The sequence below is a fragment of the Pseudarthrobacter sp. NCCP-2145 genome (assembly GCF_023708005.1).
GTDB classification, from domain to species: Bacteria; Actinomycetota; Actinomycetes; order Actinomycetales; family Micrococcaceae; genus Arthrobacter; species Arthrobacter oxydans.
In genome coordinates this window covers 78167-93466 of the sequence record NZ_BRCG01000006.1, presented here as the reverse complement: position 1 = coordinate 93466, position 15300 = coordinate 78167, and the positions used below count along the sequence as shown (strand labels likewise).

The 15300-nt window shown below is 66.9% G+C and carries 10 protein-coding genes and 2 tRNA genes; 3 read left to right on the top strand and 9 right to left on the bottom strand.

Annotated features, from left to right (window positions below; all coding sequences use genetic code 11):
- Positions 1–153: 153 nt before the first annotated feature.
- Positions 154–230: transfer RNA gene (locus tag NFU08_RS07005), tRNA-Arg, on the bottom strand.
- Between the two features lie 278 nt (positions 231–508).
- Between NFU08_RS07005 and NFU08_RS07000 the strand changes: the two genes are divergently transcribed.
- The gene (locus tag NFU08_RS07000; protein WP_251421755.1) at positions 509–2344 is read left to right on the top strand and encodes a phosphoenolpyruvate carboxykinase (GTP); all 1836 of its coding nucleotides are present in this window, start codon (positions 509–511) and stop codon (positions 2342–2344) included.
- An 89-nt stretch (positions 2345–2433) separates the two neighbouring features.
- Here NFU08_RS07000 and NFU08_RS06995 read toward each other — a convergent pair whose 3' ends face one another.
- The 4 genes from NFU08_RS06995 to NFU08_RS06980 form a co-directional block, all read right to left on the bottom strand.
- Positions 2434–3594: a globin domain-containing protein gene (locus NFU08_RS06995; RefSeq protein ID WP_251421753.1), complete on the bottom strand. Its 1161-nt coding sequence runs from the start codon at positions 3592–3594 to the stop codon at positions 2434–2436.
- Between the two features lie 176 nt (positions 3595–3770).
- Positions 3771–4220 (bottom strand): Rrf2 family transcriptional regulator, encoded by a 450-nt coding sequence (locus NFU08_RS06990; RefSeq protein WP_251421750.1) that lies wholly within the window; start codon positions 4218–4220, stop codon positions 3771–3773.
- A gap of 15 nt (positions 4221–4235) precedes the next feature.
- Entirely contained in the window at positions 4236–4739 is a 504-nt protein-coding gene (locus NFU08_RS06985; protein WP_174181231.1) for a hypothetical protein, read from the bottom strand.
- 6 nt (positions 4740–4745) lie between these two features.
- Entirely contained in the window at positions 4746–6164 is a 1419-nt protein-coding gene (locus NFU08_RS06980) for a phosphomannomutase/phosphoglucomutase (protein WP_174181228.1), read from the bottom strand.
- A gap of 161 nt (positions 6165–6325) precedes the next feature.
- Here NFU08_RS06980 and NFU08_RS06975 point away from each other — a divergent pair, with 161 nt between their 5' ends.
- Positions 6326–8575 (top strand): RecQ family ATP-dependent DNA helicase, encoded by a 2250-nt coding sequence (locus NFU08_RS06975; protein WP_251421746.1) that lies wholly within the window; start codon positions 6326–6328, stop codon positions 8573–8575.
- Positions 8576–8662: 87 nt separating this feature from the next.
- On the opposite strand, the gene NFU08_RS06970 is transcribed toward NFU08_RS06975, so the two are convergent.
- From NFU08_RS06970 to NFU08_RS06955, 4 genes are all read right to left on the bottom strand, one after another.
- Positions 8663–10096, bottom strand: coding sequence for an MFS transporter (locus NFU08_RS06970; protein ID WP_251421742.1), 1434 nt, complete (start codon positions 10094–10096; stop codon positions 8663–8665).
- Between the two features lie 167 nt (positions 10097–10263).
- Positions 10264–10351, bottom strand: a tRNA-Ser gene (locus NFU08_RS06965).
- Between the two features lie 114 nt (positions 10352–10465).
- Positions 10466–10990, bottom strand: a complete 525-nt coding sequence (locus tag NFU08_RS06960; protein ID WP_251421740.1) for a GNAT family N-acetyltransferase — start codon at positions 10988–10990, stop codon at positions 10466–10468.
- A 2-nt stretch (positions 10991–10992) separates the two neighbouring features.
- Entirely contained in the window at positions 10993–13191 is a 2199-nt protein-coding gene (locus NFU08_RS06955) for a prolyl oligopeptidase family protein (protein WP_251421738.1), read from the bottom strand.
- Between the two features lie 65 nt (positions 13192–13256).
- Between NFU08_RS06955 and NFU08_RS06950 the strand changes: the two genes are divergently transcribed.
- Positions 13257–15197 carry an FAD/NAD(P)-binding protein gene (locus NFU08_RS06950; RefSeq protein WP_251421734.1) on the top strand — a complete coding sequence of 647 codons (1941 nt, stop codon included), beginning with the start codon at positions 13257–13259 and terminating at the stop codon, positions 15195–15197.
- Positions 15198–15300: the final 103 nt, after the last annotated feature.

Here is a 15300-nt window from a genome sequence, read left to right as displayed (position 1 = left end):
CGTGCGCCGGGGAAGTCGGGTCGGAAAGTCGCGCTCCCCAACGTAACTTGCGCGGATGACGTAACCCACCGCCCAGCGAAAGCCGCGCTCCCCAAACTAAGTTGCGCTGCTTAACGCAAAAGGTCCGCCCCGGCGAACCGGAGCGGACCTAATTGGTGCGCCCAAAGGGATTCGAACCCCTGACCTTCTGTTCCGTAGACAGACGCTCTATCCAGCTGAGCTATGGGCGCATCTCGTGTTCCTGGAGAAGAACCGCTCTCCCTGAACCTCGAATTACTTTACGCGAGGGGTGGCTGCCATGACAAATCGGGAGGCATGTAATCTCCACAACTAGACCGGTATAGGTGACCTTCGTCACATAAATCCCAATTTTGACATCGAAATTCCTTGATTTCCCGCGGAATTCCATTTTTGTGGCCTCGAAAGATCAGCCTACGTCCCAAAAACGGCAGTGGTCCGGACCATAGCATTTAGCTCACACCGATGTACCCCAAGAAAGGGAACCGAAATGGGCGATCTGGCGCAGAAGCCGTTGCTTGAGAAAGCACCCACCACACATGCCGGCCTGCTGGCGTGGGTCGAAGAGGTTGCAGAGCTAACGCAGCCGGACCGCATCTACTGGGTGGACGGGTCCGAAGAGGAAAACACCCGGCTGACTGACGAGCTCGTGGCAGCAGGGACACTGACCCGGCTGAACCCCGAACTGTTCCCCAACTCTTTTGCGGCCTTCTCCGATCCCGCCGATGTGGCCCGCGTTGAAGAGCAGACCTTCATCTGCTCGGAGAACAAGCGCGACGCCGGGTTCACCAACAACTGGATGGCGCCCGCCGAAATGAAGGAAAAGCTGCGCGGCCTGTTCTCCGGGTCCATGCGCGGCCGCACCATGTACGTCATCCCGTTCGTCATGGGCCACCTGGACGCCGAGGATCCCAAGTACGGCGTGGAGATCACGGACAGCGCCTACGTTGTGGCCTCCATGCGGATCATGGCCAACATCGGCACCGCCGTGCTGGACAAGATGACCGAGACCAACGCGTTCTTCGTCCCCGCGCTGCACTCCCTGGGTGCGCCGCTCGAAGCCGGCCAGACGGATGTTCCGTGGCCGTGCAACCCGGACAAGTGGATTGTCCATTTCCCCGAGGAGCGCTCCATCTGGTCCTTCGGCTCCGGTTACGGCGGCAACGCCCTGCTGGGCAAGAAGTGCTACGCCCTGCGTATCGCCTCGGTCATGGCCCGCGACGAAGGCTGGCTGGCCGAGCACATGCTCATCCTCAAGCTGACCTCGCCGGAGAAGAAGAAGTACTACATCTCCGCTGCCTTCCCGTCAGCCTGCGGCAAGACCAACCTGGCCCTGCTGGATCCCACCATTAAGGGCTGGGAGGTCGAGACCCTCGGTGACGACATCACCTGGATGCGGATCGGCAAGGAAGGCGAACTGCGTGCCACCAACCCGGAGGCCGGCCTGTTCGGCGTGGCCCCCGGCACCGGCTGGGGCACCAACCCGAACGCCATGCGTGCCATCGCCAAGGGCCACAGCATCTTCACCAACGTGGCACTGACCGACGACGGCGGCGTGTGGTGGGAGGGCATGACGGACGAGGTGCCCGCGCACCTGACCGACTGGCAGGGCAATTCCTGGACGCCCGACTCCGACAAGCCGGCAGCCCACCCGAACTCCCGGTTCTGCACGCCGATCTCGCAGATCGACATGCTGGCCGAGGAATACTACAGCCCAGAGGGTGTTGAGCTCTCCGCGATCCTCTTCGGCGGCCGCCGCAAGACCACGGTTCCCCTGGTCACCCAGGCCCGCAGCTGGACCAACGGCATCTTCATGGGTTCCACGCTCTCCTCGGAAACCACGGCCGCCGCTGCAGGCCAGGTTGGCGTGCTCCGGCGCGACCCCATGGCCATGCTGCCGTTCATCGGCTACGACGCGGGTGACTACCTCAAGCACTGGATCAGCGTCTCGGGCAAGGCCAACCCGGAGCGGCTGCCGCACATCTTCCTGGTGAACTGGTTCCGCCGCACTGCCGACGGCGGGTTCGCCTGGCCGGGCTTCGGCGACAACGCACGCGTCCTGAAGTGGGCCATCGAGCGCATCGAGGGCAAGGCTGACGCTATCGAGACCCCCATCGGCTTCGTACCGGCGGGCCACTCGCTGGACCTCACAGGCCTGGACCTCACCCACGCCCACGTGGAAGACGCCGTTCGCGTCGACCGCGAGGAATGGGATGCCGAGCTGGCCTCCATCGAGGAATGGTACGCAAAGTTCGGCGACTCGCTCCCGGAGGCCCTGCGCTCCGAACTTGACGCCCTCAAGGAGCGGATGGCTGACCACAGCTGACCCTCCGGGGACAAACATAACGACGGCGGCGCCGCACCTTTTCCCACAAGGTGCGGCGCCGCCGTCGTTCCCCCATCGACTGCAATGGATCAGCTGGCCAGCCAGATGTCCGGGCCGAAGACCTCATAGTGGATCCGCGTGGCCGGGATGCCCGCGTTGATGGCCTCGTTGCGGATGTTCTTCATGAACGGCAGCGGTCCGCACAGGTACAGCGACGCGTCGGCGGGAAGGTCCACCTCGCGCAGGGACATGAAGCCTTCCTTTGCGCCGGCCACCGGCTGCTCGAGCCACAGCTGCAGCTCGGCACCATCAAGCCGTTCGACGTCGTCCGTCATCTGGCTGCGCAGTGCCCAGCTGTCCAGGGTGCTTTCCGCGTGGAGCACCAGCACCTGCCGCTCGGATCCGGCCTCTGCCAGTGAACGAAGGATGGACGCGGTGGGGGTGCAGCCAATCCCTGCGGACGCCAGGACCACCGGGCCGTCGCCGTCCTTGAGGGTGATCTCACCGTAGGGGTTGGAGATCTCCAGGACGTCGCCCACCTGCACGCTGTTGTGGAGCACGGGGGAGACCTCGCCGCCGTCGTCGAGTTTGGTGGTGAAGCTGCGGCTGGTGCCGGCCTCGCCGGACAGTGAGTACTGGCGGACCTGGCGGAGGCCGTCCGGCAGGGTTACCTTGACGCTGATGTACTGGCCGGGCAGCGCGTCGGTGACGGGGGTGTCGTCCGCCGGCTCAAGGGTGAAAGTCATGGAGCCCGCACCGGCGGGGGTCTTGGCTGCCACCCGCCACGGCATCCACATCCTGTCATTGGCCTGCGCGGCGTAGAGGCCCTTCTCGAGCTTGATCAGGGCGTCGGCCATCAGCCAATACACCTCTGTCCAGGCGTCCGCGATCTCCGGCGTGATGACCTCGGCCAGGTCCTCTGCTATGGCGGCGAACAGGTGCTCGTAGACCACCTGATACTGCGGCTCGGTGATTCCCAGGGACGCGTGCCGGTGGGCGATGCGGGACAGGACGGTTTCGGGAAGGGTGCCCGGGTTGTTCACAAGGTGGGTGGCGAAGGCGGCAATGCTGCCCGCCAGCGCCTGCTGCTGGTTGCCGGAGCGCTGGTTGGAACGGCTGAAGAGGCCGTCCAGGAGTTCGGGGTGGGCAGCGAAGAGTCGGGCGTAGAACTTGGGCGTGATGGCACCAATCCGTGAACCCACAAGCGGCAGGGTTGCTTCAATGACGGGGCGGGATTTTTCCGAGAGCATGGGAACTCCTGAGGGTAGTGACCGGGGCCTTCGTCCGGCCTTAGCGAATACCCGCATTCAAAATGCAAGTTTTCATACCCAAGTTCTACAGCTTGTAGAAAATTGACGCAAATCGGGTAGTAACAGAGTCTTCTGAAGGGGCGCCGCAGGGGCAGTCCGCGCAGCTGCGGGCGGGTTCAGAGCCCCGGGCGCAGTCCGATCATGTCGAAGACCGGAGCCATCTGGCGGGAACCCGGGAGGTCCGCAATCACCACGGAATCGAGTTCCCGGTAAAAGGCTTCGCGGGCCCGGGCCAGCGCGGCGCGGAGCCTGCACTCAGTGATCAGCGGGCAGTTGCCTCCGGGGGCAACGCAATCCGCTGCGTCGGTCCTGGTGTCGAGCTGGCGCAGGACCTGCCCCACAGTGGCGGTGCGGCCGGCATGGCTGAGCCGGGAGCCGCCTGTCCGGCCGCGGACCACCTCAATCAGCCCCAGGCCGCGGAGCTTCGTCATCGCTTTGCTGACGTGGTTGTAGGGGGTCCCCACCGAGTCGGCAATGTTCTGTGTTGTCAGCAACGCGCCGCCTGGAGCCGCCGCAAGCACCATCAAAGCCCGGAGGCTCACGTCCGCGAAGGCATTGATCTTCATGGTGGCCTGGCCGGTCTAGTCCACCCAGATGGCGGGCTCGCTGGCATCGGCGGCCAGTTCGCCGAATTCCCACGTCTGCGTTCCGGCATTGGCCGCGTAGGGCAGCACGGCTGCGAAGACAGATCCGTCGCGGTGCTCGGCTGCCACGTGGATGGCGTCGGAGTCCTCCTCAACCAGCAGGATGTCGCACACGATGGCGGCAGCCCGGAAGTCCTCCCGGTTCTGCTGCAGCAGGGCGGTGAGGTCGCTGATCATGGCCTCGGCGTCGAAGTCCCCGTCCGAACCTTCGCCGGCATCTGCCGGGGAGACCGCCACCAGCCGCACCTCGCCGTCGTTCTGTACGGTCAGCGCGAAGGGGAGGAAGCCGCCGTTGCGCTGGAGTTGTTCCTGGGCAGCGCTGACACCCGTCCCTAGAAGGTTCTCCAGGTCCGTTGCCGTGCCCTCGGGTACTGAGTCCCGCCAGGATTCCCGGTGGCCGGAACCCTGTTCTTCAGTGGCGGGCCCCGTGCTTTCCGTCATGCTGCCCTATGCCCGGACAAGCGCCAGGACACGGTCCCGGATGCGTTCCATGGTGGCCTGGTCCGTGGCTTCCGCGTTGAGCCGGAGGAAGGGTTCGGTGTTGGACGGCCGCAGGTTGAACCAGTAGCTGCCGTCGTTGGCCGTGAACGTGCTGCCGTCCAGGGTGTCGATGGTGACGTCCTCGCCGGCGAAATCCGCGCGGACGCGCTCCACGGCGGCAGGCTTGTCATCCACTTCGGAGTTGATTTCACCGGAGCTGACGTAGGGCTCGTATTCCCGGCCCAGCTCGGACAGGGGGCCGTCCTGTTCGCCCAGGGCTGCCAGGACGTGCATGGCGGCCAGCATGCCCGTGTCAGCGTTCCAGAAGTCGCGGAAGTAGAAGTGGGCCGAGTGTTCGCCGCCGAAGACCGCCCCTTCCTCCGCCATGACGGCCTTGATGAAGGAATGGCCCACGCGTGTACGGACGGCTCGGCCGCCGTCGTGCTCTACGAGCTCTGATACGGCGCGTGAGGTGAGCAGGTTGTGGATGATCGTGGGTGTCGCTTCACCCTGTGCCTTCGCACGGGCGATTTCGCGGCGCGCCACCATTCCGGTGATGGCCGACGGCGACACAGGGTTGCCCTTTTCGTCCACCACGAAGCAGCGGTCGGCGTCGCCGTCGAAAGCGAGTCCGATGTCGGCGCCGTGCTCAACCACTGCCGCCTGCAGGTCGCGGAGGTTTTCCGGCTCCAGCGGGTTTGCGGGGTGGTTGGGGAAGGATCCGTCCAGCTCGAAGTACAAGGGAACGATGTCAAGGGGAAGCTTGGGGAGCAGGGTGTCGCCCAGCACGGCGGGGGTGGTGAGGCCGGCCATGCCGTTGCCCGCGTCCACGACCACCTTCAGCGGCCGGGAACCGGAAAGGTCCACCAGCTTGCGGAGGTACTCGGAGTAGTCCTTGAGCACGTCCCTGACGCCGATCTGCCCGCGCTTTTCGGCAGCCGGCATGGACCCTGCGTTGAGGTACTGCTCGGCCAGCGCCTGGATGTCCTTGAGCCCGGACTCGGAGGAGATGGGCACTGCGCCGGCCTTGGACATCTTGATGCCGTTGTAGCCGGCGGGGTTGTGGCTGGCGGTGAAGGTGGCGCCGGCACGGTTCAGGTAACCGCAGGCAAAGTAGAGCTCATCAGTGGAGATCAGGTCCAGCAGCTCAACGTTGGCGCCACGGGTGGCCGCGCCGTTGGCGAAAGCCTTGCTGAAGTCCGGGGAGGACGGGCGCATGTCGCCGCCCACCAGGATGGTCTGGCCTTCGAGCTTGAGGACATCCACGAAAGCGGCCCCCACGGCTTCGACGATTTCGGCGGTGATGGACTCGCCTACGATGCCCCGGACGTCGTACGCCTTGAAGGATGCCGAAAGGTCAAAAGCCGTTGTCTGTTCGCTAGTCACGGGCTTTATCTTACGGTGCAGCCGGTGCTCGGCAATTGAGGGAGGGCTATGTTTGTGGATAAACACATCTGGAGTAATGGGCCTTCCGCCCCCTGTCGTCGCATATCCACATAGCAGCGGCCGTGCTCCTGGGTGTCGGACGTGGCTGGGATACTGAATCAATGGTCGATAACCAGCACGCCAGATTTCCTGAACCAGCTCTTAGCGAAACCGCACATTCCGAACCGGCATTTCCTGGGACCGGGCTTTCTGGACCTGCAACCACAGATGTCCCTTCTTCGACAGCTACGCACGCACAGGCCCTCGAGGTCCTCCGCGAGCTGGTCGGCAACCCGACGGCAGGCTTCCACGAGGGCCAGTTCGAAGCAATCGAGGCGTTGGTCGACGGCGGCCGGAGAGCCCTGGTGGTCCAGCGCACCGGCTGGGGAAAATCGGCAGTGTACTTCGTGGCTTCCCTGCTGTTGCGGCGCAGGGGCGCCGGGCCCACCCTGATCGTATCGCCCCTCCTGGCCTTGATGCGGGACCAGGTGGCTGCCGCGGCCCGCGCCGGGGTGCGCGCTGTGGCCATCAACTCCGCCAACCAGCTGGAATGGGACACCGTCCGCGAACAGCTCGCCGCTGACCAGGTGGACGTCCTGCTGGTGTCGCCGGAAAGGCTGACCAACCCCTCCTTCCGCGAAAACCAGCTACCGGAACTGATCCGCCGGACCGGCCTGCTGGTGATTGACGAGGCCCACTGCATTTCCGACTGGGGCCACGATTTCCGCCCCGACTACCGCCGGATCGCGGACCTGATCACCCAGTTGCCGGACACCGTCCCGGTGCTCGCTACCACCGCCACGGCCAACTCGCGGGTGGTGCATGACATCGAAGAGCAGCTCGGGGCCGGCGTCCTGACTATCCGCGGCGCCCTTGGCCGGGACTCCCTGCGGCTGGGTGTCCTGTCCCTTCCCGACGCCAAACAGCGCCTTGGCTGGCTGCTGACGCATCTGGCGGACCTGCCGGGCAGCGGAATCATCTATACCCTGACGGTGTCCGCAGCGGAGGACACGGCCCGGCTGCTGGCCGAGGCCGGCCATGAAGTGCTCGCCTATACGGGCCGCACCGACCCCGCCGACAGGGAGCGGGCGGAACAGCTCCTCAAGGACAACCAGGTCAAGGCCCTCGTGGCCACCTCAGCCCTGGGGATGGGCTTCGACAAACCAGACCTGGGCTTCGTGGTCCACCTCGGCGCGCCTTCTTCCCCCGTTGCGTACTACCAGCAGGTGGGGCGTGCCGGCCGTGGAGCGGCGAACGCCGACGTCCTGTTGCTTCCGGGCGCGGAGGACCGCGACATTTGGCAGTACTTTGCCACCGCCTCCATGCCCTCTGAAGAGAAGGCGGCGGCCGTCCTTACCGCCCTGGCAGAAGCGGGCACCGCACTTTCCACAGTTGCACTGGAAGCACGGGTAGACCTTCGCCGAACTCCGCTGGAACTGCTGCTCAAGGTGCTGTCAGTAGACGGGGCCGTGGAACGGGTGGGCGGCGGGTGGCGGTCCACCGGCCAGCCCTGGATATACGACGCCGAGCGGTACCAGCGCATTTCTGAAGCCCGCGTGGACGAGCAGGACTCCATGGTGATCTACCAGGACACGGCCGGATGCCGGATGGAGTACATCACCTCAGTCCTGGACGACGAGACCGCGCACGCCTGTGGCCGGTGCGACAACTGCGCCGGTCAGTGGTTCCGGGCAGACATCGCTGAACAGGCCACGGCGGCGGCCAGCCAGACCCTCAGCAGGGCGGGCGGCGTGCTGGAGGCGCGGCTGCAGTGGCCCAGCGGAATGGACCGCCTCGGAGTTCCGGTGAAGGGAAAGCTCAAGCCCGGTGAGGGGCTCGCCGAGGGGCGCGTCCTGGCAAGGCTTACCGATCTTGGCTGGGGCGGTGCACTGCGGGAGCTGTTCGCGGCCGGTGCCGCAGACCGGCAGGTCGATCAGGGCATGCTGCAAGCCTGCGTCCAGGTTCTGCGCGAGTGGGGCGCCGGAGACTCACGCAATCCCGGCTGGAGCGGGGCGGGACGGCCTGCAGCCATCGTCAGCGTCCCCTCGCGAGGAAAACCGGAACTGGTGGGCTCCCTTGCCAGGGGCATTTCCGAGATCGGGCGCATCCCGTACCTGGGAGAGCTGCAGCTGGCCCACGGTGGTCCCACCGGGAGCCGCGGCGGCAACAGTGCCTACCGCCTGGCAGGGGTATGGGACCGCCTGGTGGTGGGGCCCGAACTTGAGGCGGCGCTGGGCTCCGTGCAGGGCGGCAGCGTGATGCTGATAGACGACATCGTGGACAGCCGGTGGACGCTCACGGTTGCCGGCCGGGCGCTTCGCGAGGCAGGTGCGGGAGCTGTCCTTCCGCTGGTGCTGGCGCAGGCCGGCTGACGCGGGGGATGCCTGGTCCAGCGGGCTGACGCCGGACCGGACCACCCGTGGGCCGCTGTGACGCACACCGGCCAAGGCAGGGCTGGTTCAAACCTGTTGGGCTCTGCGCTGGCTGACTTCTGCGCCGGCGTGCCGCGGCAGGAACAGGCTGTCCGCGGTGCTCGCCAGCATCAGCACCGCCATCGCGAGGAATGCTCCGCGGAAGGGGCCGGCGGCGTCGGACGGGAAAGTGCCGAGTCCGTCGAACAGCCGGATGAGCAGGGCTCCAACGGCGATGCCGGCGGCAGCGGCGAGCTGCACCAGTGTTGCTGAGACGACGTTCGCCGAGGTGAGCTGCGCAGGGGCGATGTCCGCGTACTGGACCGAGGCGTAGGCGGAGAAACCGATGGAGCGGAAGGCCCCGCTGCAGACCAGCAGCGCAAAGGTCAACGGCTCAGGGGTGTCCGCCGTCAGCAGGGCGCAGAGGGCGAAGGTCGCTGCAGAAGCCAACGAGGCAAACACGAGCATGGCCTTGAAGCCAAAACGCCGGATCAGGGGAGTCGTGGCCGGCTTGATGCCGATGTTGCCGATAAAGACCGCAGCCACCATGGCACCGGCGTGCAGGGGGGACCAGCCGAACCCGGCCTGGAACATCAGCGGCAGCAGGAAGGGAACGGAACTGATGGTCAGCCGGTAGGCGAACCCACCGGTGGCCATCGCCCTGAATGTTCGGGTGCTGAAAACCCCCAGGTCAAAGAGCGGATTGCGGGCCCTGCGCATCCAGAGCACGGCGCACGCCAGGGCAGCCGCTCCTGATCCGGCACTCAAGGCAGCCCAGGGAGCGTCCGGATGCGTGCTCGCCAGTTCAAGGCCCACTACCAGTGCCCCCACGCCGAGCGTGGTGAGGGCCAGCCCCAGCCAGTCCAGCCGCCGCCCGCCATCGCCCGCTCCTGCGGGCACCAGCCGGAGAGCCGCCAGGAATGCGGCCGCACCCAGGGGAAGGTTGATCAGGAAAATCCAGTGCCAGGACAGGTATGTCGTCAGCGCCCCGCCAACCAGCGGAGCCAGGACGGGCGCCAGCAGTCCGGGCCACACCAGGAATGCGGTGGCGCGCAGCAGTTCGGCCTTGGGCGTCCCGCGAAGGACCACGAGGGTTCCGACGGGAACCATCATGGCGCCCCCGAAACCTTGGGCGATCCTGCTGAGGGTGAGGGCGGCGAGGTCCTGGCTCAGCGAACACGCCAGTGATGCGATGGTGAAGATGGCAATGGCAAGGCAAAAGATCCGGCGGGCACCGAACCGTTCCGCCAGCCAGCCGCTGAGCGGAATGCCCATGGCCACGGTCAGCAGGTACGCCGTCATGGTGATGTTGACGTCCGGAGCCGGCACCCGGAAGTCGGCAGCGATATTGGGGATGGCCGTTGTGAGGACGGTGCCGTCGAGGAATTCCATAAAGAAGGTGGCGGCCACCAGGAGGGCCAGGCGGGGACTCCATGCCTGGGCGGTCCCGGGTGTCCCATCCACCGCGTTGCTTGCTGCCATCCGTTCATCCTGCCACCGGCAGAACGTGCCGGGCCCCCGGTGTCCGCACCCCGGACGCAGGAACCGGACATTAAATCCCGGGTCCAAAGGCCCGGGTGCCCAAAGGCCCGGATCCCAAAGAGCCCGGAAACGCAAAAAGGCCCCGGTCCAGGACCGGGGCCAAAACGCGGAGACGGGGGGATTTGAACCCCCGGTGGAGTTGTGCCCCACACTTCATTAGCAGTGAAGCCCATTCGGCCGCTCTGGCACGTCTCCAATTGCTATTACTAGCCCACCAAGGATACGCAGAACGGGCCATGCAGTGCAAAACGGATCACCTGCCCGCCCGCGGCACTCCTCAAAGCACCCCGCAGTTGCCTGGGGCCCGCGTCACTGCCGGGGCTGCCCGGCCCGGACCATCCTGATTTCGCGGAGGTGTTCCCAGTCCGGAATCGTGTCCGCGGCCCCGTCCGGTTCGAAGCCGAAGTGCCGGTAGAAGCCGATGGCGCGCCCGTTGTCCGCGGCCACCCACAGGCTCGCCGCGCTGGTGCCCAGGGCGGCCTCGAGGAGGCGGCGTCCCAGGCCAAGCCCCTGGTGGGACGCCAACAGGTACAGTCCCCAAAGTTCCAGGTCCCCTGACGACGGCGGCGCGGCAGCATGCGTCGTATCCCCGGCAGGCACGTGGTGGACGCCCGCAAACCCAACCAAAGTTCCGCCGTCGGACGCCACCCACACGACTCCCGGTTCTGCTGACTCCAGCAGGTGCCGCCAGAGAGGCAGCCGGTCGGCCGGGACCCGGGAGTCGAGAAACCCGTCGGACAGCATCCCGCGGTAGGTCTCCTGCCAGCAGCGGACGTGGACCGCCGCCAGCCGTTCAACGTCGGCAGGCTCCGCCCGCCGCAGGTCCAGGCCCACCGCTACGCCAGTCCGCCTGCCAGGGCCTTCCACAGGAAGTGCTGGCTCCGTGCCTGCAGTGCCGCCGCCTGCCGGTTGTCGGATGCCCCGGCATGCCCGCCCTCCAGCGCCTCATGGAACCAGACGTTCGGAATGCCCATGGCCAGCATCCGGGCGGCCATCTTGCGCGCCTGGACCGGACCAACCCGGTCATCGGAGGTTGCGGTCCAGATGAACGTTTCCGGGTATTCCACCCCGTCCTTGAGCAGGTGGTAGGGGGAGAAAGTCCTGATGTATTCCCACTGTTCGGGGACGTCCGGGTCGCCGTACTCGGCAATCCATGAGTGGCCGGCGGAAAGCCTGGTGTAGCCGCGCATGTCCAGCAGCGGCACCCCGCAGGACACGGCGCCGAACAGTTCCGGGTAACGGGTGAGCATGTTGCCCACCAGCAGCCCGCCGTTGGAGCCGCCCACGCAGCCCAGCCGTTCGCGGGAGGTGACCCCGCGGGAGATGAGGTCCCGGGCGACGGCGGCGAAGTCCTGGTAGGCCTTGTGCCGGTTCTCCTGGAGGGCTGCGCGGTGCCACGCCGGCCCGTACTCGCCGCCGCCGCGGATGTTCGCCACCACGTAGACGCCGCCGCGGGAGTGGGGAGCATCCCCGTCAGCACCGGCAGACAGCGAGGTGCGGCGCTCCAGCCACGCCCTGCCCACCGTGCCGCTGTAAGCCGGCGTGCGGGACACCTCAAACCCGCCGTAGCCGGAAAGCTGCGTGGGATTCTGCCCGTCCAGCGCCAGGTTCCGCGGGGCCACCTGGAAATAGGGAACGCGGGTGCCGTCCTCGGACACGGCAAAATGCTGCTGCACTTCGTAGTCGGCGTCTGCAAAGAACGACGGCGACGCCTTCACCACGGCGTGCCGGCTGACCACGCCGGGTGTTCCGTCTGAGGTCCGCTCCAGGGTGCCGCGCATCAGCGTGGTGGGAGTGGTGAACCCGGTGGCGACGAGCCAGAAGTCGTCACCCGCACCGCCGTCGGACGCTTCCGCGTCTTCATCGTCGACAGCGTAGGCGTTGACATCGTGCAGGGGCGGGCAGGCGTCGAGGAGCGTGGCGGCCCAGGCGCCACCCGGACCGTCAGACGGGCGGGAAGGATCAAGGACCCGGATTTCGGACGAAACATCCTTGAGGAGGTTGAGCAGCAGGAAGTTCCGGGTCCAGCTCCAGGACTGCAGCGACGTGCGGGCGTCGGGCGCGAACAGCACCGCCAGCTCCCGTGCGCCGGCGAGGTAGTCCTCGAACCCGCAGGCAAGCAGTGAACCGGCCGGGTAGGTGGTTCCGTCGATTGCCCAGTCCTGCTGGGGCCGGAACAGGAGCCATTCCCGGTGCGCGCTGACGTTTACGTCGGTGGGCACGTCGATCTGCACCCATTCACCGTCCCGCAGCACCAGGTTCCTGCGGTTGAAGAAATCGATGTAGTCAACGGCGAAGGTCCGCTCGAATCCGGGCGTGGAGTCGTGCGCCACCACTGCCATCATGTGGTGCTCGGGGACCTCGAACAGCAGGGGCGCGCCGGCCAGCTCAGCGCCGCGCTTGAGGGTGACCGCCGTGCGGGCGTAGGACGAAGCGGTCTTCGGCAGCCCGTCCGCGGTGGAGGCGACCAGCAGTGTGTCCGCGTCCAGCCACGAAACGTTGCCCTTCGCCGTCGGCAGGTCAAAACCGCCCCGGGCCGGATCCACGAAGGACCGGCTCTCCACGTCGAACTCCCGGTACCTGTTCGCGTCGCCGCCATCCGGTGAGAGCGCCAGCAGCGCCAGCCGGTAGGGCTCCCCGGCACCGGGGCGCAGGAATGTAGCGCCGTGGAAAACCCACTCCTGGCCCTCCGCCGCAGCCAGCTCATCGACGTCGAGCAGCACGTCCCATTCCGGGGAATCCGTGCAGTAGCTCTCCCACGTTGTGCGCCGCCACAGGCCCTTGGGGTTGTGGCGGTCCTTCCAGAAGTTGTAGTACCAGTCCCCGCGCTTGCCCACCATGGCGATCCGGTCCGTGGAGTCCAGCACCTCCAGGATGCTTCCTTCCAGGCCGGCGTAGTCCGCGTCCTCCAGGAGGTCTTCGGTGCGCGAGTTCTGTTCCTTGACCCAGGCAAGCTGCTCTTCGCCGTAGATCTCCTCCAGCCAGACGTTCTCGTCGACGGGCTCGGGCGCTGAGTCAGCTGCAGTGGTGGTCATTGGGCCATCCAAACAACTTAGCTGCCGGCGGGCAAGTCACGCGTTCAGCCCGTACGCTGGATGCCGTGGAAAAAACGCAGAGCATCCGGACCTCCATCATCGGTGCAGGTCCCCGGGGCACCAGCGTTCTGGAACGCCTGCTCGCGCACGCGGCTGCCCTTGCCACGGACGGTACCGGCGCCGTGCAGCTCCACATCGACGTCATCGACCCCTACCCGGCAGGGCCCGGGCACGTGTGGCAGCCGCAGCAGTCACGGCTGTACCTGATGAACACGCAGTCCTTCTATCCCACGCTGGTTCCGCAGGACCCTGCCCTGGCAGCGCCCGTCGCCGGGACCACCTTTGACCAGTGGCGGGCGGAGCAGCAGGCACACCCGTCGCCGTCCCTCACCCCGGATGAGCTGGCGGAGCTGGCGGTGCTTGGATCCAGTGACTTTCCCAGCCGGGCCCTGTACGGCCGGTACCTCCGCTGCACACTGGACGAGCTGACGGAAAAGGCTCCCGACGGCGTCACCATCCAGTTCCATGAAACGTCCGCTGAGTCGGTGCGTCCGGCCGCGGACGGAACGTTCGACGTCGGCCTGGCAGGGGGATCGACGCTTCGCACCGGCGCCGTGGTGCTGGCCCTGGGGCACGTCCCTTCCCGGCTGAACCCGGAACAACGGGAACTGCAGGGCGCGGCGGAGCAGCTGGGCCTGCGGTACCTGCCGCCCGCGGTGCCTGCAGACGTCGACTGGGCGGCCATTCCCGCCGGCCGGCCCGTCCTGGTCCGCGGCATGGGCCTGAACTTCTTTGACGCCATGGGCCAGCTCACCGAGGGCCGCGGCGGGAAGTTCGTCAGCAACGGCGGGAAGCTGGACTACGAACCGTCCGGCCAGGAGCCGCTGATCATCGCCGCCTCACGCCGGGGGACGCCATACCGGGCCAAAGCGGCGCTCGCCGGCTACTACCCTGCTTCGGTCACCCTGCGGTACCTCACTGACGCCGCCCTGGAACGCTTCCGCACCGCCGGGATCCGGCCGGGTTTCGACCACGACCTTTGGCCGCTGCTGCACCGCGACACGCTCTGGGCGTACTACTCAACCCTGGTGCGCTCGCAGCCCGGCGCGGTTCCCGATACCGCCGCTTTCCTTACCGCGCTTGAAGAGGCGCTGCACCCGCATGCCCACAGCGCTGCCAAGTGGGAGGACAGTGTCGAGAGCGTCCTGGCCGTGCACGTGGGCCCGCGGCACCGGCTCGACCTTCCCGGGCTGGCCGCGCCGCTGGCGGGGCGTTCCTTCGCGTCGCGCACCCAGCTTGACGCCGCCGTCGTCGAATACCTGCTCGACGACGCCCGCCGCTCGGCCCTTGGCGAGGATGATCCGGTGAAGATGGCCATCGGCGCCCTGCACCGCGGCCGGGCGGTCCTGAAAACAGCAGTGGCCGACGGCGGCATCACCGACGAATCATGGGTCGCCGGGCTGCGGGGCTGGTTCGAGTCCTTTGTGGAAGGGCTGGCCAGCGGGCCGCCGGCGCTCCGTTCGGAGCAGCTGGCTGCGCTGGCACGGGCCGGGATTGTCAGCTTCGTCGGGCCCGACCCGAAGTTCGGCGTGGACCGCAGGAACGCTGTGTTCACCGCCTCGTCCCCCTGGGTGGACGGACCGCCCGTGGCCGCAAGGACCATGGTGGAGGCGCTCGCCCCCGGCAACAGGGTGTCCGCAAACGATTCGCCGGTGCTTGAGCAGCTGCTCGCGGACGGGCTGGTCAGGCCGAGGCTGATGATGACGGCGGAGGGCGCCCCCGTGCAGTCCACGGGCCTGGATGTTGTGCCCCACCCCTACCGGCCCCTGGCAGCGAACGGGTCCGTGACGGAGAACCTCTACGTGCTGGGCCTGCAGCTTTCGTCCTCGCAATGGGGGACAGCCATCGCCGCGGAGGCCGTGCAGCCCGGCCAGCCCGCCTACCGGAGCGGCCAGCGGACGCTCCGGGACGCCGACGAAATCGCGCGAGCCATCCTGGGGCTGTAAACCCCCGGGACGCTCTCTCACTTAATGCGCTTAAAACCCACATGCTCTCTCACGAGTGAGAGAGCATGTGGGGAAATGGCGCCTTAAGTGAGAGAGCGTCAGC